This window comes from uncultured Sulfitobacter sp. (assembly GCF_964021855.1).
Classification (GTDB): domain Bacteria; phylum Pseudomonadota; class Alphaproteobacteria; order Rhodobacterales; family Rhodobacteraceae; genus Sulfitobacter.
Window position 1 is genome coordinate 696339 of sequence record NZ_CAXHZD010000002.1, and the last position, 21131, is coordinate 717469.

General features: G+C 59.3%; 18 protein-coding genes. 16 read left to right on the top strand and 2 right to left on the bottom strand.

What is annotated here, in order from left to right; all coding sequences use genetic code 11:
* The first annotated feature begins 8 nt into the window (after positions 1-8).
* Positions 9-1091 carry a phospho-N-acetylmuramoyl-pentapeptide-transferase gene (gene mraY, locus AADJ11_RS09650; protein ID WP_341234299.1) on the top strand — a complete coding sequence of 361 codons (1083 nt, stop codon included), beginning with the start codon at positions 9-11 and terminating at the stop codon, positions 1089-1091.
* 98 nt (positions 1092-1189) lie between these two features.
* Here the strand turns inward: mraY and AADJ11_RS09655 are convergent, their stop codons facing one another.
* Positions 1190-2101, bottom strand: a complete 912-nt coding sequence (locus AADJ11_RS09655; RefSeq protein WP_341234300.1) for a glutaminase — start codon at positions 2099-2101, stop codon at positions 1190-1192.
* Between the two features lie 49 nt (positions 2102-2150).
* Here AADJ11_RS09655 and murD point away from each other — a divergent pair, with 49 nt between their 5' ends.
* Positions 2151-3545 carry a UDP-N-acetylmuramoyl-L-alanine--D-glutamate ligase gene (gene murD, locus AADJ11_RS09660; protein WP_341234301.1) on the top strand — a complete coding sequence of 465 codons (1395 nt, stop codon included), beginning with the start codon at positions 2151-2153 and terminating at the stop codon, positions 3543-3545.
* A gap of 66 nt (positions 3546-3611) precedes the next feature.
* Here murD and AADJ11_RS09665 read toward each other — a convergent pair whose 3' ends face one another.
* Positions 3612-4793 (bottom strand): NAD(P)/FAD-dependent oxidoreductase, encoded by a 1182-nt coding sequence (locus AADJ11_RS09665; protein ID WP_341234302.1) that lies wholly within the window; start codon positions 4791-4793, stop codon positions 3612-3614.
* Positions 4794-4956: 163 nt separating this feature from the next.
* Here AADJ11_RS09665 and ftsW point away from each other — a divergent pair, with 163 nt between their 5' ends.
* The 14 genes from ftsW to AADJ11_RS09735 all read left to right on the top strand — a co-directional run bounded on the left by ftsW (position 4957) and on the right by AADJ11_RS09735 (position 21011).
* Positions 4957-6126, top strand: a complete 1170-nt coding sequence (gene ftsW, locus AADJ11_RS09670) for a putative lipid II flippase FtsW (protein ID WP_341234303.1) — start codon at positions 4957-4959, stop codon at positions 6124-6126.
* Positions 6123-7229 carry a UDP-N-acetylglucosamine--N-acetylmuramyl-(pentapeptide) pyrophosphoryl-undecaprenol N-acetylglucosamine transferase gene (locus AADJ11_RS09675; protein ID WP_341234304.1) on the top strand — a complete coding sequence of 369 codons (1107 nt, stop codon included), beginning with the start codon at positions 6123-6125 and terminating at the stop codon, positions 7227-7229. The genes ftsW and AADJ11_RS09675 overlap by 4 nt, the downstream gene beginning before the upstream one ends.
* Positions 7226-8641: a UDP-N-acetylmuramate--L-alanine ligase gene (murC, locus tag AADJ11_RS09680; protein WP_341234305.1), complete on the top strand. Its 1416-nt coding sequence runs from the start codon at positions 7226-7228 to the stop codon at positions 8639-8641. The genes AADJ11_RS09675 and murC overlap by 4 nt, the downstream gene beginning before the upstream one ends.
* Positions 8642-8673: 32 nt before the next feature.
* The gene (locus tag AADJ11_RS09685; protein WP_341234306.1) at positions 8674-8925 is read left to right on the top strand and encodes a DUF2484 family protein; all 252 of its coding nucleotides are present in this window, start codon (positions 8674-8676) and stop codon (positions 8923-8925) included.
* Entirely contained in the window at positions 8922-9182 is a 261-nt protein-coding gene (locus AADJ11_RS09690; protein WP_341234307.1) for a DUF2484 family protein, read from the top strand. The genes AADJ11_RS09685 and AADJ11_RS09690 overlap by 4 nt, the downstream gene beginning before the upstream one ends.
* Before the next feature lie 99 nt (positions 9183-9281).
* Positions 9282-10205, top strand: coding sequence for a UDP-N-acetylmuramate dehydrogenase (murB, locus tag AADJ11_RS09695; RefSeq protein WP_341234486.1), 924 nt, complete (start codon positions 9282-9284; stop codon positions 10203-10205).
* Between the two features lie 93 nt (positions 10206-10298).
* Complete coding sequence (locus tag AADJ11_RS09700) at positions 10299-11213, top strand: D-alanine--D-alanine ligase (protein ID WP_341234308.1); 915 nt, start codon at positions 10299-10301, stop codon at positions 11211-11213.
* Positions 11201-12088, top strand: coding sequence for a cell division protein FtsQ/DivIB (locus tag AADJ11_RS09705; RefSeq protein ID WP_341234309.1), 888 nt, complete (start codon positions 11201-11203; stop codon positions 12086-12088). Before AADJ11_RS09700 ends, AADJ11_RS09705 begins: the two co-directional genes overlap by 13 nt.
* Before the next feature lie 31 nt (positions 12089-12119).
* Positions 12120-13424 (top strand): cell division protein FtsA, encoded by a 1305-nt coding sequence (gene ftsA, locus AADJ11_RS09710; RefSeq protein ID WP_341234487.1) that lies wholly within the window; start codon positions 12120-12122, stop codon positions 13422-13424.
* A gap of 175 nt (positions 13425-13599) precedes the next feature.
* Positions 13600-15207, top strand: a complete 1608-nt coding sequence (gene ftsZ / locus AADJ11_RS09715; protein ID WP_341234310.1) for a cell division protein FtsZ — start codon at positions 13600-13602, stop codon at positions 15205-15207.
* Between the two features lie 359 nt (positions 15208-15566).
* Positions 15567-16490, top strand: a complete 924-nt coding sequence (gene lpxC, locus AADJ11_RS09720; protein ID WP_341234311.1) for a UDP-3-O-acyl-N-acetylglucosamine deacetylase — start codon at positions 15567-15569, stop codon at positions 16488-16490.
* A gap of 188 nt (positions 16491-16678) precedes the next feature.
* The gene (locus tag AADJ11_RS09725; RefSeq protein ID WP_341234312.1) at positions 16679-17548 is read left to right on the top strand and encodes an outer membrane protein assembly factor BamD; all 870 of its coding nucleotides are present in this window, start codon (positions 16679-16681) and stop codon (positions 17546-17548) included.
* A gap of 37 nt (positions 17549-17585) precedes the next feature.
* Complete coding sequence (recN, locus tag AADJ11_RS09730) at positions 17586-19247, top strand: DNA repair protein RecN (RefSeq protein WP_341234313.1); 1662 nt, start codon at positions 17586-17588, stop codon at positions 19245-19247.
* Between the two features lie 78 nt (positions 19248-19325).
* The gene (locus tag AADJ11_RS09735) at positions 19326-21011 is read left to right on the top strand and encodes a chloride channel protein (protein WP_341234314.1); all 1686 of its coding nucleotides are present in this window, start codon (positions 19326-19328) and stop codon (positions 21009-21011) included.
* The last annotated feature ends 120 nt before the right edge of the window (positions 21012-21131 follow it).

Consider the following 21131-nt stretch of genomic DNA (forward strand, 5'->3'; position numbering starts at 1 on the left):
CGCGCAAAATGCTCTATTGGTTGACCCTGCTGTCGGATGGCGGCGATTTCTTCAACCTTTTCCGCTACATCACGTTTCGGGCGGGTGGCGCATTTATGACGGCGCTGATTTTCGGTTTCCTGTTTGGCAAGCCGCTGATCTCGGTTCTGCGCAGACGTCAGGGTAAAGGCCAGCCAATCCGCGATGATGGCCCCGAGGGGCATTTTGTCAAAGCGGGCACGCCGACCATGGGCGGGCTGCTGATTGTGGGGGCATTGTTGACCTCGACGCTGCTGTGGGCCCGGTTGGACAATCCCTTTGTCTGGATGATCCTTTTCGTCACCATCAGCTTTGCCGCGATTGGATTTGCGGATGATTACGCCAAGGTCAGCAAGCAGACCGTGGCGGGTGTATCAAGCAAGCTGCGCCTTTTGCTGGGCTTTATCATCGCCGGTATCGCCGCTTTCTGGGCCGCACAGTACCACCCTGTTGATCTGCAAAACCAGCTGGCGTTGCCGGTGTTCAAGGACACGCTGATCAACCTTGGCTATCTGTTTATCCCGTTTTCGATGATCGTGATTGTGGGGTCTGCCAATGCGGTGAACCTGACCGACGGTCTGGACGGACTGGCGATTATGCCGGTGATGATCGCAGCAGGGGCTTTGGGCGTGATCGCCTATGCGGTGGGGCGGGTCGATTTCACCGAATATCTGGATGTGCATTATGTACCGGGGACAGGCGAAATCCTGATCTTTACCGCCGGTATCTTTGGCGGTGGCCTAGGGTTTTTGTGGTATAACGCGCCGCCTGCTGCTGTGTTCATGGGCGACACCGGTTCGCTGGCCTTGGGCGGCGCGTTGGGCGCAATTGCTGTCGCCACCAAGCACGAGCTGGTTCTGGCCATCGTCGGCGGGCTGTTCGTGGTCGAGGCATTGTCGGTGATCATTCAGGTGCTGTATTTCAAACGCACGGGCAAGCGGGTGTTCCTGATGGCCCCGATCCACCACCACTATGAGAAAAAAGGCTGGGCCGAGCCGCAGATCGTGATCCGGTTCTGGATCATCTCGTTGATCCTGGCGATGATCGGGTTGGCGACGTTGAAAGTGCGCTAGGCGCAGGCCGTTCGCATATTTTCGGGGGGAGGAGGGGGCCAGCCCCCATCGGCCTTTGGCCGATCCCCCCGGAGTTTATTTGGCAAAATGAAACGGCTTTAGAAGATGGACCAGCCCATGTCGCGGGCGAGGCTGGCCATGGCTTCGGTGCCCTTTTTCGAATTGCCATAGCGGTTGAGGCCAGGCGACCAGACTGCCACGCTGGCGACGCCGGGCACAATGGCAAGAATACCGCCACCCACGCCTGATTTGGCAGGCAGGCCGACGCGGTAGGCAAAATCGCCGGAGCCATCATAATGCCCGCAGGTCAGCATCAGCGCATTCAGCCGCCGGATGCGTTGGGGCAGGATCATCCGAGGCAGTTTTGTGGTTTCGATCAGGAAACGCCCCGACATGGCGAGCTGGCGGGCCGACATTTCGATTGCGCAGTGGTGAAAATAGGTGCCGAGGGTTTTGTTGGGCGTGTTGTTGAGATTGCCGCAGGAGGCAAGAAAATGCGCCAGCGCGAAATTGCGGTGGCCGTGGGCTTTCTCGGAACTGGCGACGGCGTTGTTGATGTGGATGTTGTCATCGCCCGCTGCGGCGCGGACGAATTGCAGGATTTCGGCCAGTGCTTCGCGGGGGAGGCGGCCGGTGAGGATTTCATCGGTGGTGACAATCGCGCCTGCATTGATGAAGGGATTGCGCGGGCGTCCGTTTTCCTGTTCGAGCTGGACGATCGAATTGAACGCCCTGCCCGAGGGTTCGCGCCCCACGCGCCGCCAGAGTTGGTCGCCCGAGCGGCCCAAAGCGATGGCGAGGGTGAAGACCTTGGTGATGGATTGCACAGAAAACGGCGTGTCGGCATCGCCTGCGGTAAACACCTCGCCATCGGGTGTGGTCACGGCGATGGCAAATTGCGCGGGGTCAATGTGGGCGAGTTCGGGGATATAGCTGGCTACAGCGCCCCAGTCATCATCGCGGCGCATGTCATCGTTGAGCTGGGACAGAATATCTGGCAGAGGGGACATATCAGGCTCCTAAGGCGCATTCAGGGGCATCGCTAGCAGGAGATCGGGCATGATACCAGTTCAGGGTTTGACGGGCGCACGGGTCGCTATTTTGGGCCTTGGGCGGTCGGGGCTGTCTGCGGCGCGGGCTTTGGTCGCGGGCGGGGCGGTGCCGGTCTGCTGGGACGACAACCCGGCGGCGCGTGAAAAGGCGCAGGCCGAAGGGTTTGAGTGTCTTGACCTGCTGAAGACTGGGGCCTTTGACGATGTGGCGCGTTTGATTGTCAGCCCCGGTATTCCGCATCTTTATCCTGCTCCCAATCCGGTGATTGTCGCGGCCCAAGATGCGGGCGTGGCGGTTGATAATGACATCGGGCTGTTTTTCCAAAGCTTTGCCACACAGAGCTGGGACAACTTTGATCAGATGCCCAAGGTGATTGCGATCACGGGGTCGAACGGGAAATCGACGACCTCGGCGTTGATCCATCACATTTTGCAGCATGCAGGGCGGCCCACGCAATTGGCGGGCAATATCGGGCGCGGTGTTTTGGATATCGATCCTGCGATCGATGGCGAGGTCGTGGTGTTGGAACTGTCAAGCTATCAGACCGATCTGGCGCGCAACCTGACGCCGGATGTGGCAGTATTTACCAACCTCAGCCCCGATCATCTGGACCGTCATGCGGGGATGGGCGGTTATTTTGCGGCCAAGCGGCGTTTGTTTGCAGAAGGTGGCCCGGATCGGGCAATTATTGGCGTGGACGAGGCGGAGGGGCGTTTTCTGGCCGGCCAGCTGAGCGAGGGGGCGGCGGATGACCGCGTGATCCGCGTGTCGGTGGATCGCAAGCTGGCGGGTTTGGGGTGGAATGTCTTTGCGCGCAAAGGGTTCTTGGCCGAAATGCGCAATGGCAAGCAGGTCGCATCGATTGATCTGCGCAAGGTTGAAGGCCTGCCGGGGGCGCATAACCACCAGAATGCCTGTGCCGCCTATGCGGCGTGCCGGACCTTGGGATTTGCGCCCAAGGTGATTGAGGCGGCATTCCACAGCTTTGGGGGGTTGCCGCATCGCAGCCAGACGGTGGGCGAGCTGCGGGGCATTCGCTTTGTGAATGACAGCAAGGCCACCAATGTGGATAGCGCGGTCAAAGCGGTTGCGGCATTTCAGAACATCCGCTGGATTTGTGGCGGGCTTGAGAAAGAGGGCGGCTTGGGCGATTTGGCCAAGCCGCTAGAGACCGTGCGCAAGGCCTATGTGATCGGGCGCGAGGCGGCGCAGTTTGCGATGAAACTGGGGGTCGAGGCCGAAGTTTGCGGCACCATGGAGGTTGCCGTGGCGCGCGCCGTGGCCGAGGCGGAGGCGGGGGATGTGATCCTGCTGGCCCCTGCGGCGGCGAGCTTTGACCAATATGACAGTTTCGAGCGGCGCGGGGATGATTTCGTCGCACAGGTGCAGAAGTTTTTGTGAGGTCGGATGGGGGCGCTGCCCCCGCAGCCCATGGCTGCGCCCCCGGGATTTTAGTCCATTTGGAAATTAAGTGCGTTTTGCGATGTGGCGGGCGGCGGCCATGCCCGATGACCATGCCCATTGGAAGTTATACCCGCCAAGCCAGCCTGTGACATCCACGGCTTCGCCAATGAAATAGAGGCCTGGCGTGGTCTTGACCTCCATAGTTTTAGAGGACAGCGCGTCGGTGTCGATGCCGCCAAGGGTAACCTCGGCGGTGCGGTAGCCTTCCGTGCCCGACGGGGTCATTTCCCAGTTTGCCAGCGTGTCGCAGAGGGTTTGCAGCCGGACATCGGACCAGTCGGCAAGGTTGCCGGTCAGGTCGAATTGGGTGGCGAGGTGGTCGACCAGCCGCGAAGGCAGGTGTTTGGCCAGTTCCGTCGTCAGGTTGCGGCGGCCATAGGTTTGGCGCTGGTCGCGGAGTTTGGCGAAGAGATCGTTTTGCGGCAGCAGGTTGAGGGTGATGGGGTCACCATCGTGCCAATAACTGGAGGCCTGAAGGACAGCGGGGCCCGACAGGCCGCGATGGGTGAACAACAGCGCCTCGACAAACGACGTGCCACCAGCGGTCACCCGCGCCGGAGTGGCGGTGCCAGAGATCGGGGCAAAGCGGGCATCTGTAAAGGTAAACGGCACAAGGCCCGCGCGGGTGGGCGTGACGGGAATGCCGAAGCTTTCAGCGATCTCGTAGGCGCGACCGGTGGCCCCCATCTTAGGGATCGATTTACCGCCCGAGGCGATGACCAGATGGGCGGCGGTGATTTTGGTGCTGGCGTCGGGCGTGGTCAGCGTCATCGCATAGCCGCTGTCGGTTTTGGTGATGCCGCCCAGCGTGCTTTGCAAGCGCAGATCCACGTGGGCCTGATCCATCAACCCGCGCAGCATGGCGACGATTTCCTTGGCCGAGGTGTCACAGAACAATTGCCCTAGGGTTTTTTCATGCCATGCAATGCCGTGGGCGTCGACGAGTTCAATAAAATCCCACTGGGTATATTTGGCCAATGCCGATTTGGGGAAATGCGGGTTGGCGCAGATGAAAGCATCAGCAGTGCAGTGCATGTTGGTGAAATTGCAGCGCCCGCCGCCGGAAATGCGGATTTTTTCGCCGGGGGCCTTGGCGTGATCGACCAGCAGCACCCGCCCGCCCGCATGGGCCGCGCACATCATGCCGGCGGCCCCGGCGCCAAGGATCACGGTATCATACTGCATGTACCGCGCTTTGCCTGAGGCGGACAGGGCGGTCAAGACCCAGACCCCATGGGCAGCTTTGCGCAGGCGACATGAAAACAGGCTAGCGCCGTTGGGCAATTCACGCTATGATTATAGGCAGACCCCGAAAAGGGGCGTGTTGAGGCAGTGTAAGGCAGTAACCATGACAGAAATGGTCTATGGCGCGGTTCCGGTACGGGACGGCGAACCCATTCTTCCAAAATGGTGGCGGACAATTGATAAATGGGGCATGTTCTGCATCCTCATGCTGTTTGCCGTCGGGATGCTGCTTGGCTTGGCGGCGTCACCGCCACTGGCTGCCAAAAACGGATTTGATTCCTTTCATTATGTTCAACGTCAGGCCGTGTTCGGATTTCTGGCGATTGTGGCGATGTTGCTGACATCGATGATGACGCCGACCATGGTGCGCAGGCTGGCTGTGATCGGGTTTCTGGTGTCCTTTGTGGCCTTGGCGCTGTTGCCGTTTTTCGGAACGGATTTTGGCAAGGGGGCAATGCGGTGGTATTCGCTGGGCTTTGCATCTTTCCAGCCGTCCGAGTTTTTGAAGCCCGGTTTTGTGGTTGTGTCGGCTTGGATGATGGCCGCCTCTGTTGAGATTAACGGACCACCGGGCAAGACATGGTCCTTTGCGCTGTGTATTTCGATTGTGTTGATGCTGGCGTTGCAACCCGACTTTGGTCAGGCCTGTCTGGTCTTGTTCGGTTGGGGCGTGATGTATTTTGTCGCCGGTGCGCCGCTGGTGTTGTTGGTGGGGATGGCCGGAATGGTCGTGGTTGCGGGCACCGTGGCCTATTCGAATTCTGAACATTTTGCGCGTCGGATTGACGGGTTTTTGTCGCCTGATGTAGATCCGCGCACGCAGCTTGGCTATGCCACGGATGCGATCCGCGAGGGCGGGCTGTTCGGTGTTGGTGTCGGTGAGGGGCAGGTGAAATGGTCGCTGCCTGACGCGCATACGGATTTTATCATCGCGGTGGCCGCCGAAGAATACGGGCTGATCTTGGTGATGGCCGTGATCATCCTTTATGCGGTTGTTGTGGTCAGGTCGCTGCTGCGGTTGGTGCGTGAGCGTGATCCGTTTACTCGTCTGGCAGGCACCGGTCTGGCGTGCATGTTTGGCGTGCAGGCCATGATCAACATGGGTGTTGCGGTGCGGCTGCTGCCGGCCAAGGGGATGACCTTGCCTTTTGTCAGCTATGGCGGGTCATCCGTGATTGCGTCAGGCATTGCCGTTGGCATGTTGCTGGCCTTTACCCGAACACGGCCACAGGGCCAGATTTCTGATCTGTTGGGCCGGGGGCGTGGCCGATGAATAAACGTGTTCCGCTGTTAACGATTGCTGCTGGTGGCACCGGGGGGCACATGTTCCCCGCGCAGGCCCTGGCCGAGGTGATGCTGGCGCGCGGCTGGCGGGTCAAACTGTCAACGGATGCGCGCGGCGCACGCTATACGAGCGGTTTCCCGGATTCGGTTGAAATTCAGCAAATCAGCAGTGCCACCTTTGCCCGCGGTGGGCTGATGGCCAAGGCGCTCGCACCGTTTCGTATTTTCGGCGGCGTCGTTGGTGCTGTCTTTGGCATGCTCCGCGACAGGCCGTCTGTGGTTGTGGGCTTTGGCGGGTATCCGTCGATCCCGTCTTTGACGGCCGCGTGGATTTTGCGCAAGCCGCGGATGATCCACGAACAAAACGGCGTTTTGGGGCGGGTGAATACGTTCTTTGCCAAACGCGTTGATGCGGTTGCCTGTGGCACCTGGCCTACGACCCTGCCCGAGGGTGTCGAGGGGTATCACGTGGGCAACCCTGTGCGCGCCTCCGTGTTGGACCGTGCCGGTGCCGGCTATATTGAACCGGGTGATTACCCGATGGAAGTGTTGGTGATGGGCGGCAGCCAGGGTGCGCGGATCCTAAGCGAAGTCGTACCGCCCGCCATTGCGCAGTTGCCGATGGACATGCTGCGCAATATCCGCGTCAGCCATCAGGCGCGTGACGAAGATGCGCAGCGCGTGTCAGAGTTTTATGCAGAGAACGGTATAAATGCCGATGTGCAGCCGTTTTTCCACGATGTGCCCCGTCGCATGTCAGAGGCGCAGTTGATTATCAGCCGTGCGGGCGCATCGAGCGTTGCCGACCTGTCGATCATTGGCCGCCCGTCGATCCTGATCCCCTATGCGGCGGCGACAGGCGATCACCAAACCGCGAATGCGCGCGGGCTGGTTTCTGCTGGTGCCGCTATTTTGGTGCCCGAAGACATGGCAGAGCCAGAGCGCCTGACCAAACAGATTGAGATGGTGTTGTCGAACCCGCCCGGCGCACAGCAAATGGCCAAGGCGGCCCTGTCAGCGGGCAAGCCTGACGCGGCAGAAGAACTGGCAGAAATGGTAGAACACTTGGGACATAAAGGATCCGCAACATGAACGCAGCCACCAAGCTTCCTACCGATGTGGGGCCGATCCATTTTGTCGGCATTGGGGGCATTGGCATGTCCGGTATCGCCGAGGTGTTGCTGAACCACGGCTACCGTGTGCAGGGGTCCGACCTGAAGGCGACCAAGATCACCGACCGTCTGGTCGAACTGGGCGCAACCGTGTTCGAAGGGCAAAAGGCCGAGAATATCCAAGGGGCCGAGGTCATTGTGATCTCCTCCGCGATCAAACCGGGTAATCCCGAACTGGACGCCGCGCGCCTTGCCGGATTGCCGATTGTGCGCCGCGCTGAAATGCTGGCCGAATTGATGCGGTTGAAATCCAACATCGCGATTGCGGGCACCCACGGCAAAACGACGACCACCACGATGGTTGCCGAATTGCTGGTGCATGGTGGCATTGACCCCACTGTCGTGAACGGCGGGATCATTCACGCTTACGGATCAAACGCGCGTATGGGGCAGGGCGAATGGATGGTGGTCGAGGCGGATGAATCCGACGGCACCTTTAACCGTTTGCCCGCGACCATTGCGATTGTGACCAACATCGACCCCGAACATATGGAACATTGGGGCGACTTCGATAAGTTGCGCCAAGGGTTCCTTGATTTCGTGTCTAATATTCCGTTTTACGGTCTGGCGATCTGCTGCATTGATCACCCCGAAGTGCAGGCGCTGGTCGGCAAGATCACTGACCGTCGCGTAATGACCTATGGGTTTAACGCGCAGGCCGATGTGCGCGCCGTGAATTTGCATTACAAAGCAGGTGTTGCGCATTTCGATATCCAGTTTCAGGCCGAAGATATCGTGATCAAGGATTGCACCCTGCCAATGCCCGGCGACCACAACGTGTCAAACGCCTTGGCCGCCGTCGCCGTGTCGCGTCACCTGGGTATGAAGGTCGAAGAAATTCGTACCGCCCTTGCCGAGTTCGGGGGCGTCAACCGCCGCTTTACCAAAGTGGGCGAAGTGGACGGCGTGACGATCATTGATGACTACGGCCACCATCCGGTCGAGATTACCGCCGTGCTAAAGGCCGCGCGCCAAGCGACCGAAGGGCGCGTGATTGCCGTGCACCAACCGCACCGCTACAGCCGCCTGCACCACCATTTCGAAGAATTCTGCGCCTGCTTTAACGATGCCGATGTGGTTGGCATTGCCGAGGTTTACGCCGCTGGCGAAGACCCGATCGAAGGGGCCAGCCGCGATGATCTGGTGGCGGGGCTGATCCGTCACGGTCACCGCCACGCCCGCGCTGTGCAAAGCGAAGACGACCTTGCCCGCCTTGTGCTGGAGCAAGCAGGGCCGGGTGACATGGTTGTCTGCCTTGGGGCCGGTACGATCAGCACTTGGGCCAACGGCTTGCCCGCTGCGCTGGAAGCAATAAAAAAGGGTGCGGCCTGAATGGCGCGCTTGCCCAAGTGTAGGGCGGTGCAATGACGCTGGCGTGGCTGTGTCTGATCTGGGTGTTCCTGTCAGCGACCGTCGCGACCTTGCCCTTGCGGATGCAGTTTATACCGGGTGCGATCCTGTTGGTCGCGGGGCTGGTGTTGATCGTTGTAATTGGTTTTGAAGTCGGGTTTGTTTTTAGTGTGATTGCTCTTGCTGCCTATGTGTCCATGTTCCGCAATCCTTTGCTGTTTCTGCTGGCAAAGCTGCGCGGACGTAAACCCGAGGTGCCAAGATGACCCTTTCCCTGACGCTTGCCTGTCTATGGGCTGTGATTGCGAACATCATCGCCATGACCCCCAGTTCGGATAACCATTGGCGCAATGCCTATGGCTTGATCGCGGTCGGTATCCCCATTCTGGGCTATGTCACGATGCAGCACGGGCCATGGATCGGCATGTTGGTGTTGGCGGCGGGGTGTTCGGTGTTGCGCTGGCCAGTCGTCTATCTGATGCGCTGGCTGCGGCGCACAGCGTTTCAAGGCCCCGCTGAATAACGTCTGACTGCGCATTCTGATCCGCGAGTGGCACGTTGGCCCCGTTCCAGAAAACCCGCCGGTTTGACGGCAGCCGAAAACAGCGATACCTCGCAAAGCATGACAGATATTTCATTTCCCGACATGCGCGGCAAGCTGACGCCGCAACGCCCGCTGAGCGATCTGACATGGCTGCGTGTCGGCGGTGTGGCGGATTATCTGTATCAACCTGCCGATGCCGATGACCTATCCGCATTCATGCGCGCACTGCCTGACACTGTGGCGGTGTTTCCGATGGGCGTGGGGTCTAATTTGATCGTGCGCGATGGCGGGTTGCGTGCGGTGGTGATCCGGCTTGGCCGTGGCTTTAACCAGATCGAGATTGACGGCGACCGCGTTGTCGCAGGGGCGGCGGCGCTGGACGCCCATGTGGCGCGCAAGGTGGCGGATGCTGGGTTGGATCTTACGTTTCTGCGCACAATCCCGGGCAGCATTGGCGGTGCCGTGCGCATGAATGCCGGGTGCTACGGCAGCTATACCGCTGATCATTTCGTGAGTGCGCAGGCGATTACGCGCAGCGGCGATCAGATCACGCTGACAGCGCAAGACCTTGATTTCAATTACCGCCAAACCACGCTGGACGATGGCTGCGTTGTCATTTCGGCCACGTTCGCGCCGCCAAAGCGCGATCCTGAAACGCTGCATGCCCGCATGGAAGATCAACTGCGCAAGCGCGATGAGACGCAACCGACCAAAGACCGCAGCGCCGGTTCCACCTTTCGCAATCCGGCTGGGTTTTCCAGCACTGGGCAGGCCGATGATCGCCATGATCTGAAGGCGTGGAAGGTGATCGACGACGCCGGAATGCGCGGGGCCACCTTGGGCGGGGCGCAAATGAGCCCCAAACACCCGAACTTCTTGATCAACACCGGTGGCGCAACTGCCGCAGAGTTGGAAGGATTGGGCGAAGAGGTGCGAAAAAAGGTTTACGATTCCAGCGGTATCACGCTAGAGTGGGAAATTATGCGTATCGGCGAAAAATAAACGCGCGAACGCTCAGGCACGGTGCCGCGTTGCGGCAAACTACATAATAAATAGGGTCAATAAGACCCAGTTAAAAAGGCACATTGAGTGGGCATGTCGAGCAGGACAGACCCGAAAGTGGTGGTATTGATGGGCGGCCCTTCCGCAGAGCGGGATGTGTCGCTCTCGACAGGGCGCGCCTGCGCAGCTGCTTTGCGGGACAGAAAATTCAACGTGATCGAGGTCGATGCAGGCCCCGATCTATACGCTGATCTGCGCGCCGCGTCCCCCGACGTTGTGTTGAACTGCTTGCACGGCCGTTGGGGCGAAGACGGCTGCGTGCAGGGCATCCTTGAATGGATGGGCATTCCTTACAGTCATTCGGGCGTGCTGGCCTCGGCGTTGGCTATGGACAAACAACGCAGCAAAGAAGTGTTCCGGTCTGCTGGGTTGCCGATTGTGGAAAGCATCATTGCCTCTGCCGCCGATGTGCGCGCGCGCCATATGATGGACCCGCCCTATGTCGTTAAGCCCAATAACGAAGGGTCGTCTGTCGGTGTCTATCTGGTCGATATCGAAAACAACGGCCCACCGCAGCTAGACGCGGATATGCCTGCCGAAGTTATGGTCGAACGTTTTGCTGCCGGTCGCGAGCTGACGACCACGGTGATGGGGGAACGCCCGCTGACGGTGACGGATATCCTGACCACCGGCTGGTATGACTATGACGCGAAATACAAAGAAGGCGGATCAACCCATGTGGTGCCCGCCGACATTCCCCAAGAGATTTTTGAACTGTGCATGGATTACGCCCTGCGCGCCCATAACGCGCTTGGCTGTCGCGGTGTCAGCCGCACGGATTTCCGCTGGGATGAAAGCCGCGGTGCCGAAGGTCTGATCCTGCTTGAGACAAACACCCAGCCCGGCATGACCCCCACATCGCTGTCGCCCGAACAGGCGCAGGCGGTTGGCATTTCCTTTGGCGAGCTTTGCGCCTGGATGGTGGAGGACGCATCATGCAATCGCTGATAAACCGCGTCAAACCTGCCAGAGCGCTCAAGTCTGATCCGGCCCCGTCCCGTTGGGCGTGGCGCATGCAGCGTTTGATGCTGACCCCCGCATTTCTGTTTGGTCTGCGCTTTGGTGTGCCGTTTTGCTTGGCGCTGCTGGCCGGTACGGTCTATCTGGCCGATGATGCGCGGCGCGGACGGATCACCGATGGCTATGCCAGCCTGCGGTCCAGCATTCAGCAGCGTCCCGAGTTTATGGTCAAACTGATGGCGATTGACGGGGCAGGGCCGGAACTGGCCGCGAATGTCCGTGCGGCGGTGCCGATTGATTTTCCCACCAGTTCCTTTGACCTTGATCTGGAAGCGATGCGGTCAACGATCATGCAATTGCCGGGCGTCCAGCAAGCAAGCTTGCGGGTAAAGCCGGGCGGGTTGTTGCAGATCGAAGTACAGCCGCGCGTTGCCGTTGCGGTTTGGCGCAACCAAGACGGTTTGGCGCTGATCGACGCAAGCGGCACTTATATCGGCCGATTGGCACATCGCACGGATCGTACCGACTTGCCGCTTGTTGCAGGTGAAGCGGCAAATGTAAGCGTTTCAGAGGCGCTGGACCTTTTGCGGGTTGCGGCCCCCTTGGGTGACCGTTTGCGTGGCTTTGTCCGCATGGGCGCGCGCCGTTGGGACGTGGTGCTGGATCGCGAACAGCGCATTCTGCTGCCCGAAACCGGTGCAATCCAAGCGTTGGAGCGCGTCATTGCGCTGGAAGGCGCACAAGAGGTTCTGACCCGTGATGTTGCGCGGGTCGACATGCGGTTGGCACAAAGACCAACCGTACAAATGAATAAAGAGGCCACCCAAGAATGGTGGCGCATCAGGCAAATTTCGGGACAGTAACGTTATGGATCTTTACGACAGTCAACGGTCGATGCGCCACATGCGCAAGCTTGCTATGCAGCGCGGCGTTGTGGCTATTTTGGATGTGGGTAGCTCGAAAATCGCCTGCCTTGTCCTGCGGTTTGACGGGTCCGGCCCCCTTTCGGACGAGGGCGAGATCGGATCGCTGGCCGGGCAATCCGGTTTCCGCGTCATTGGTGCTGCAACAACCCGTTCGCGCGGTGTGCGCTTTGGCGAAATCTGTGCGATGCAAGAAACCGAACGTGCCGTGCGTACAGCGCTTCAGGCTGCGCAAAAGATGGCGAACATCCGTGTGGATCACGTGATCGCCTGTTTCTCGGGGGCCGAGCCGCGCAGCTATGGCTTGGATGCGCAGATCGATCTGGAAGGGCAGGTCGTGTCCGAGCAGGACGTGGCACAGGTTCTGGCCAGTTGCGATGTCCCTGAATATGGCGAGAACCGCGAAGTGCTGCACGCGCAGCCCGTGAACTTTGCCATTGATAACCGGTCGGGCCTGTCTGACCCGCGCGGGCAGTTGGGCAACGCGCTGTCGGTAGATATGCATATGCTGACCGTCGATGCCGCCGCCGTGCAACATCTGGCGCATTGCATCAAACGCTGTGACCTCGAACTGGCGGGGATCGCGTCCTCGGCCTATGTGTCGGGCATCTCGTCGCTGGTGGAAGACGAACAGGAACTGGGCGCTGCTTGTATCGATCTGGGGGGCGGGTCCACGTCAGTGTCGATCTTTATCCGCAAACACATGATCTATGCCGATAGCGTTCGGATGGGCGGGGATCACATCACATCGGATATCTCGATGGGATTGCAGGTGCCGACCAACAATGCGGAACGGATCAAGACGTTCTATGGCGGGGTTCATGCCACGGGGATGGACGACCGCGAGATGATCGATATCGGCGGCGACACGGGCGATTATGAGCATGACCGCCGCACCGTGAGCCGTGCCGAACTTATCGGCATTATGCGCCCCCGGGTGGAAGAGATTTTGGAAGAAGTGCGCGCCCGTTTGGACGCGGCTGGGTTCGATCATTTGCCCAGCCAGCAGATCGTTTTGACCGGTGGCGGCAGCCAGATCCCCGGCCTAGACGGGCTGGCAAGCAAGATTTTGGGGCATCAGGTACGCCTTGGCCGTCCGTTGCGTGTGCACGGGCTGCCGCAGGCGGCAACAGGGCCGGGGTTCGCCTCGGCTGTGGGGTTGGCGCTGTTCGCAGCGCACCCCCAAGACGAATGGTGGGATTTTGACATTCCCGCCGACCGCTATCCGGCGCGGTCGCTAAAGCGCGCCGTCAAGTGGTTTAGAGACAACTGGTGATCGCAAGATGCAGTGCATCGGGCAAAATCCGGTAAGAATAGGCAAAAAAACGCCCAGATAGTGTGTCAAAACTGTGTTTTTTGGGTGACGCATGGCGTTAACCTCTATACGTTAGGGGCAAATTGAACGAATTAAATGCCCCGTAAGCGGGCAAACAATACAGGCGGATGGCACAATGACATTGAATCTTTCCATGCCCGGACAGGGTGACCTGAAACCCCGGATCACCGTTTTTGGTGTGGGTGGCGCAGGTGGTAACGCCGTGAACAACATGATCGAGAAGAACCTCGATGGTGTTGATTTCGTAGTTGCAAACACGGACGCGCAAGCGTTGCAACAAGCCAAGGCCGAACATCGCGTTCAGCTGGGCATCAAGGTTACCGAAGGTTTGGGTGCCGGGGCACGGGCATCTGTTGGGGCCGCCGCTGCCGAAGAAAGCATCGAACAGATCGTTGATCATCTGGCCGGCGCGCACATGTGCTTTATCACGGCTGGTATGGGCGGGGGCACCGGGACAGGTGCCGCACCGATCATCGCACAAGCCGCGCGCGAATTGGGCGTTCTGACCGTTGGTGTTGTGACCAAGCCGTTCCAGTTCGAGGGCAACAAACGCATGCGTCAGGCCGAAGAGGGTGTCGAAGCCCTGCAAAAGGTCGTTGATACGCTGATCATCATTCCGAACCAAAACCTGTTCCGTCTGGCGAATGAAAAAACCACATTCACCGAAGCGTTCTCCATGGCGGATGACGTTTTGTACCAAGGTGTTAAAGGCGTGACCGATCTGATGGTTCGCCCCGGCCTGATCAACCTCGACTTTGCTGACGTTCGCGCCGTAATGGACGAAATGGGCAAGGCGATGATGGGCACAGGCGAGGCCGAAGGCGAAGATCGCGCGATCCAAGCCGCCGAGAAGGCCATCGCCAACCCGCTGCTGGACGAAATCAGCTTGCGCGGTGCCAAGGGTGTCCTGATCAACATCACCGGTGGCCACGATCTGACCCTGTTCGAACTGGACGAAGCGGCAAACCGCATTCGCGAAGAAGTCGATCCAGACGCAAACATCATCGTCGGTTCCACGCTGGACACCGAACTGGGTGGCATCATGCGCGTCAGCGTTGTTGCAACCGGTATCGATGCGGTTGACGTGAATACGGAAATGCCTGTGCCGCGCCGGTCCATGTCGCAGCCATTGCAGCAAAAGGTAGCCGCACCTGCACCCGCAGCCGAGGAAGCCCCTCAGCCTGTTGCGGCGCAAGAAGAGTATGAAGACGAGCAGCCACAGCTATTTAAAGAGGCCGCGTCGGCTGACATGAACGATCAAGGCAACGATATCTTTGCCGAAGACGCAGCAGATGATCTGCCGCCCCCTGCCTACCGCCCCGAGGTTGCATCCTTTCAGCCGCGCCGCGACGATGTCCGTCACGAGCCGGAGCAAGAAGCGTTTGTGGCACCCCGTGCACCGGCCCCCGGGACACCATCGCCAGAAGCCCTCGCGCGTTTGCGTGCAGCTGCACAGAAAACACCTCCGGCACCGACACAGCAGCGTCCACAAGAGCAGCGCCCACAAGCGGCACCCGAGCAGAGCGAAAAGCGTTTCGGGATCAATTCGCTGATCAATCGCATGACAGGCCACAGCGAGCCAGAGGCGCAACAGCGTCCGGCACGCCACCAGCCACAAGTGCAAACACGGGCCTCGTCGGCGGCACCACAGCCACGCGATTCCCATGACGAAGATCAAGAACGCATCGAGATCCCTGCGTTCCTGCGCCGGCAGGCGAACTAAGACCACCAAGACGACCTTGTAAACGATCGGAAAGGCCACCCTTTGGGGTGGTCTTTTCGCGTTTTCAGGTGCGAATCCAAGGAATCAACGGGCCTGCACGGGACCGGATTCTTGTAACGTTTTACGAAAACCTGTGAGGATTTTTGATTAAAACCGATCACAGTTTAATTGGCTGGTGCTGATTGCAGACCCGTATTCAGTCAATAAAATAAGGGCTTGCCGCATTGTGGGCGCAATTGCGCCGAATTGTAACATTCATGTTTCAGACCGTAGCAATGATTGAATTGAGCATCCGGAACCCCGCCGATAGGAGATTGTTCACCTTACACAGACGATTTTTTGACCACTGGGGTTTCATTGTGCAGACAACGATAAAGACGGCAATCAGCTTTACCGGAAAGGGCCTTCACTCGGGCCTTCCCGCGACTGTGACGATCCGTCCGGCTGGCGCACATCATGGTATCTGGTTTTCCCGGTCCGATCTTGAGGTTGGTGATCGTCTGATTCCCGCACGTTGGGACGCCGTAAACCGGTCCCCCTTGTGTACCAAGCTTGAGAACGCATCTGGTCTGCAGGTGTCGACTGTCGAACATTTGATGGCGGCGATTGCAGGCTGCGGTATTCACAACGCCCTGATCGAGATTGACGGCCCCGAAGTGCCGATCCTTGACGGGTCGGCGGCCCCGTTTGTGCGCGGTATCATGCAACGTGGTGTGCGTGTGCTGTCTGCACCTGTCATGGCATTCGAAGTGTTGAAACCGGTCACCGTGACCGACGGCGACGCATCGGCAACGATTGCGCCCAGCGACACGCTGCGGATCGACTTTGAGATTGATTTCGTCGACGCGGCGATTGGCCACCAGCAAAAATCGCTGGTGATGAACAACGGTTCATTCGCGCGCGAACTTTGCGACAGCCGTACCTTCTGCCGCCAGGCCGATGTCGATACGATGCAGGCCAACGGTCTGGCCCTTGGTGGGAATTCCGGCGAAAACGCTGTCGTGTTTGACGGTGACAAGGTTGTCAGCCCGGGCGGTCTGCGCCATGCGGATGAACCTGTGCGCCACAAGATGCTGGATGCGTTGGGCGACCTTGCGCTGGCAGGGGCCCCGTTGATCGGCCACTATACTGGCGTGCGCGCTGGCCATTCGTTGACCAACACGCTTTTGCGGGCGTTGTTCGCAACCCCCGATGCCGTCCGCTTGGTTGAATGCGATACCGAGATGGCGCAGCAATTGCCGGGTCATGGCCTTGTTTGGGATGAAATTCCCGCGGTTGCCTGACCCCGACCTGTTGAAGAGTTGAAACTCCTCTTCAGCTTAGTTAATCCTATCTTTGAAAATCAGGTTGGCGACGGTAAGACTTTGTCTTGTGGATTTAATCATCGTTTTGTTGCGTGATCTATTGTGGTAGTCACATGCAAAGTCGTATCACAATGCGTGGCTTGAAAAATGAAGCGAGGGTGTAGGGCATGACAATTGCAAAGTCGCGCAAGCGGTTGATTGGTGCGGTGGTTGTGATTGCTGTGTTGGGTGCATGCGGCAACCAAAACACCGGTCGTTTGACGAACAGCTTTTTCAATCCCCAAGAAATCCCGCTGGAAACCTATAGCGCCGAACAGATTTACGAGCGGGGCGAGTTTGAACTGAACCGCAAACGCCCGGCCGAAGCGGCCGAATATTTCTCTGAGATCGAGCGGCTGTACCCCTATTCCGAATGGGCCAAGCGCGCCTTGATCATGCAGGCCTTTGCCTTTCACCAAGATCAGGACTACCCCAACAGCCGGTCCGCCGCGCAGCGGTTCATCGACTTTTTCCCCGATGATGATGACGCGGCCTATGCCAGCTATCTTCTTGCGCTCAGCTATTATGACCAGATCGACGAAGTTGGCCGTGACCAGGGCCTGACCTTTCAAGCGTTGCAAGCCTTGCGTCAGGTGATCGAGGTTTACCCCGACAGTGAATATGCACGCGCCGCCGTGTTGAAATTCGATCTAGCGTTTGACCATCTGGCGGGCAAGGAAATGGAAGTGGGGCGCTATTACCTGCGCCGTAATCACTACACCGCTGCTATCAACAGGTTCCGCGTCGTCGTCGAAGATTTCCAGACAACAAGCCACACCGCCGAGGCACTGCACCGCTTGGTCGAGGCATACCTGTCACTGGGCCTGACGAACGAGGCACAGACGGCGGGCGCGATCTTGGGCCATAACTACCAGTCTACGGAGTGGTATGAGGCCAGCTATAAGCTGCTCACCGGCAAAGGCCTGCAAATGCGGTCGTTCGGGGACAACTGGCTGACCGCTATTTATCGCCAAACGATCAAGGGCGAATGGATCTGACGGACGCGATCCTAGCGTCCCATACGGAAGTGGACCCATGTTACGCGGCCTAGACATTTCGAATATGTTGATCATCGACCGGCTGGAGCTTGCGTTCCAGCCGGGTTTGAATGTTCTGACGGGTGAAACCGGGGCCGGTAAATCGATCTTGCTCGATAGCTTGGGGTTCGTATTGGGCTGGCGGGGTCGTGCCGATCTGGTGCGCCAAGGTGCCGATCAGGGCGAGGTTACAGCATGGTTTGATCTGGGTGGGGATCACCCCGCCCATGCCGTGTTAGACGAAGCAGGCCTGCCCGGCGGCCCCGAGCTGATCCTGCGCCGGATCAACGCGTCGGATGGCCGTAAAACCGCATGGGTCAACGACCGGCGCTGTTCTGGTGAAGTGTTGCGGGCGCTGTCCGAAACATTGGTTGAACTACACGGCCAGCATGACGACCGTGGCTTGTTGGACCCCAAAGGCCACCGCGCAATTTTGGATGATTTTGCCAAGACATCGGGCTTGCGCGACAAGGTACGGCAGGCCTGGTCTGCGCTTGCTGCCGCGCGCAAGGCGGCGACCAAAGCCGCACAAGAACGCGATGCCATTGCCGCCGAAGAAGAATTTTTGCGCCATGCGGTGGCCGAGCTGGACAAGCTGAACCCCCAAGAGGGCGAAGAGGCACAATTGGATGTCCGTCGTCGTTCGATGCAGGGTGCCGAGAAAATCCGCGCCGACGTGGTGAACGCCTACGAGATGCTGGGGCAGGGCGGTGCCGAAACCCAGTTGGGCGATGCGTTGCGTTGGCTGGATGGTGTCGCTGATCGCGCTGATGGCACGCTCGAGGCACCGATGGCAGCGCTGTCACGGGCCATGGTCGAACTGGACGAGGCCATGGAAGGTGTCGTCGCTGCGATTGATACGATGTCGTTTAACCCGCTCGAGTTGGAAGAAACCGAAGAGCGCCTGTTCGCCATCCGGGGCCTGGCCCGCAAGCACGATGTCCAACCAGACGATCTGGCGGGTTTTGCCGATACATTACGTGGCAAGCTGAATGCGCTGGATGCGGGTGAAGTCGCACAGGCCGAGCTGGAAAAGGCCGTGCGCGAAGCGCAAAGCGCCTATGACGCGGCAGCTGATGCCCTATCAGCGGCCCGGTCCAAGGCGGCTGGCAAGCTGGACAAGGCGGTCGGCGCAGAACTGGCCCCGCTGAAAATGGAACGCGCCGTATTCCAGACCCAGATCACCCCCGAGGCCGCAGGCCCTGAGGGCCGTGATGCCGTGTCATTCACCGTGGCAACCAACCCCGGTGCCCCCGCTGGCCCCTTGGGCAAGATCGCATCAGGTGGGGAGCTGAGCCGCTTTTTGCTCGCGCTGAAGGTTGTGCTGACAAAGGGCCAAAGCGGGCTGACAATGATCTTTGACGAAATCGACCGGGGCGTTGGCGGCGCGACTGCGGATGCGGTCGGGCGCAGGCTGGCCGCGCTGTCGCAAGGTGGGCAGGTGTTGGTCGTCACCCATTCACCCCAAGTTGCCGCCCTTGGCGCGCATCACTGGCGGGTGTCCAAGGCCGTTTCAAAGGGCATGACACTCTCTACCGTCACGCCCTTGTCGGATGGCGAACGGGTGGACGAAGTTGCGCGCATGCTGTCTGGCGATACGATTACAGAAGCGGCACGCGCCGCCGCCCGTGTGCTCTTGGGCGATCAATTCGCAGCCTAAGGCACCAAGACAGGATGCGGGGGTTTTCCTAACGGCATCTGTGTCTTAGACAGGGTATAGCCTTTATCAAAAGTAGCCATGCCCGTGAACCCGCGCCCCTATCTGACCCAGCAATATGACGTCGCATGTATCAAGGCGCGATCTGGCTGGGACGTGTTGCGCGAAAAGGGCCCCGGCAAGATCACATTCTGGTTTATCGCCTTGGTCGTGGGCATCGCCGCAGGGTTTGCAGCGTTGTTTTTCCGCAAGGGAATCAACCTGATACAGGCGTTTCTTTACGGGACCGAAGACGTTGAACACCTGCACAGTTTTATTGGCAGTCTTGATTGGTATTGGGTCGTTCTGATCCCGACCATCGGGGGGCTAACCGTCGGGGTGATCTTGCATATTTTTACCCGCGATGCCCGTGTGCGCAGTGTCGGCGACGTCATCTTGGGGGCCGCGATGCATGATGGCAGGGTGGAAACCCGCGCCGGTCTTGCGTCGGCCTTGGCATCACTGATCACGCTAAGCACGGGTGGGTCCTCGGGGCGCGAGGGGCCGGTCGTGCACCTTGCGGGGGTTATCTCTACCCTGATCAGCCGCCGGATCAATGCCAGCGGCATCACGGGGCGTGATCTGTTGGGCTGCGCTGTGGCGGCGGGCGTGTCGGCCAGCTTTAACGCCCCCATCGCAGGCGCGCTTTTCGCGCTCGAGGTCGTGCTGCGGCACTTCGCCGTGCATGCCTTTGCGCCCATCGTCATTGCCTCGGCTGCGGGGACGGTCATCAACCGGATTGAATTTGGCGGTCTGACCGAATTTGCCCTGCCCACGGTCGGGGATGTGGCGTTTTACGCGGAATTACCGGCATTTTTGTTGTTGGGTCTGACCTGCGGGTTGGTGGCTGTGATCCTGATGCGCAGCATTTTCTGGGCCGAAGACATCGGCAACTTTATCCAAGAGAAATCCAAGCTCCCCCGCTATCTGCGCCCGGCTGTTGCGGGGGCGCTGTTGGGGTGCATTGCCCTTTGGTATCCGCATATTATCGGGGTCGGGTATGAAACAACGACCCGTGCCCTGGCGGGCAATATGGTGCTGAACGAAGCACTGGTTTTTGTCGTACTCAAGATCGCCGCGGTGTCGATCACCTTGGGGGGCCGGATGGGCGGCGGGGTGTTTTCCCCGTCGTTGATGCTGGGCGCACTGACGGGGCTGGCGTTCGGGTTGATTGCGACCAGTGTCTTTCCTAACGTGTCCGGTGTTACGTCGCTCTATGCCTTGGCGGGGATGGGGGCGGTTGCTGCCGCCGTCTTGGGCGCGCCTATTTCCACGACCCTGATCGTTTTTGAGCTGACCGGCGATTGGCAAACCGGTTTGGCGGTGATGATCGCGGTCAGCATGTCCACGGCCTTTGCGTCGCGCATCGTCGATCGCAGTTTTTTCCTAACGCAGATGGAACGGCGCGGGGTGCATTTGGCAGCAGGGCCGCAAGCCTATCTGCTGGCGATGTTCATGGCCGCGCGGATCATGCGCAGCCGTGATGATCCGGGTGCGGCAAATGACGATGTCTGCTGGGAGTTGATCGGCGAGGGCACATATATCGACGGCACCGCCACGCTTGAGGCGGCGATGCCGATCTTTGAGCAGTCCGGAAGGCCCTTTATTCCCGTCGTCACGCTTAAGGCTGATTCCCCGCCTGAACTGCTGGGCGCATTGTTCCATGTTGACGCGCTAAAGGCCTATAACCGCGCACTGGCCGAGACTGCCGCCGAAGAACACTCCTAAAAAGCCGAACCGGGGTAACCCCTTAAACTGTACCCATTTTGGATACAGTGCTTTGCCATGCATTCTATTATCCGCAGGAGGGCCGCAATGTCTGAAATATGGCGGGAATAAGGCTTAACA

Excerpts from the sequence above, each read along its gene's own strand:
- ftsA (WP_341234487.1), top strand. The coding sequence starts at position 12,120 with ATGCGCCACATGCGCAAGCTTGCTATGCAGCGCGGCGTTGTGGCTATT.
- AADJ11_RS09690 (WP_341234307.1), top strand. The coding sequence starts at position 8,922 with ATGACCCTTTCCCTGACGCTTGCCTGTCTATGGGCTGTGATTGCGAAC.
- recN (WP_341234313.1), top strand. The coding sequence starts at position 17,586 with ATGTTACGCGGCCTAGACATTTCGAATATGTTGATCATCGACCGGCTG.
- AADJ11_RS09725 (WP_341234312.1), top strand. The coding sequence starts at position 16,679 with ATGACAATTGCAAAGTCGCGCAAGCGGTTGATTGGTGCGGTGGTTGTG.
- mraY (WP_341234299.1), top strand. The coding sequence starts at position 9 with ATGCTCTATTGGTTGACCCTGCTGTCGGATGGCGGCGATTTCTTCAAC.
- murD (WP_341234301.1), top strand. The coding sequence starts at position 2,151 with ATGATACCAGTTCAGGGTTTGACGGGCGCACGGGTCGCTATTTTGGGC.
- AADJ11_RS09675 (WP_341234304.1), top strand. The coding sequence starts at position 6,123 with ATGAATAAACGTGTTCCGCTGTTAACGATTGCTGCTGGTGGCACCGGG.
- murB (WP_341234486.1), top strand. The coding sequence starts at position 9,282 with ATGACAGATATTTCATTTCCCGACATGCGCGGCAAGCTGACGCCGCAA.
- ftsZ (WP_341234310.1), top strand. The coding sequence starts at position 13,600 with ATGACATTGAATCTTTCCATGCCCGGACAGGGTGACCTGAAACCCCGG.
- AADJ11_RS09655 (WP_341234300.1), bottom strand. The coding sequence starts at position 2,101 with ATGTCCCCTCTGCCAGATATTCTGTCCCAGCTCAACGATGACATGCGC.
- AADJ11_RS09665 (WP_341234302.1), bottom strand. The coding sequence starts at position 4,793 with ATGCAGTATGATACCGTGATCCTTGGCGCCGGGGCCGCCGGCATGATG.
- murC (WP_341234305.1), top strand. The coding sequence starts at position 7,226 with ATGAACGCAGCCACCAAGCTTCCTACCGATGTGGGGCCGATCCATTTT.
- AADJ11_RS09705 (WP_341234309.1), top strand. The coding sequence starts at position 11,201 with ATGCAATCGCTGATAAACCGCGTCAAACCTGCCAGAGCGCTCAAGTCT.
- AADJ11_RS09700 (WP_341234308.1), top strand. The coding sequence starts at position 10,299 with ATGTCGAGCAGGACAGACCCGAAAGTGGTGGTATTGATGGGCGGCCCT.
- AADJ11_RS09685 (WP_341234306.1), top strand. The coding sequence starts at position 8,674 with ATGACGCTGGCGTGGCTGTGTCTGATCTGGGTGTTCCTGTCAGCGACC.
- AADJ11_RS09735 (WP_341234314.1), top strand. The coding sequence starts at position 19,326 with ATGCCCGTGAACCCGCGCCCCTATCTGACCCAGCAATATGACGTCGCA.
- ftsW (WP_341234303.1), top strand. The coding sequence starts at position 4,957 with ATGACAGAAATGGTCTATGGCGCGGTTCCGGTACGGGACGGCGAACCC.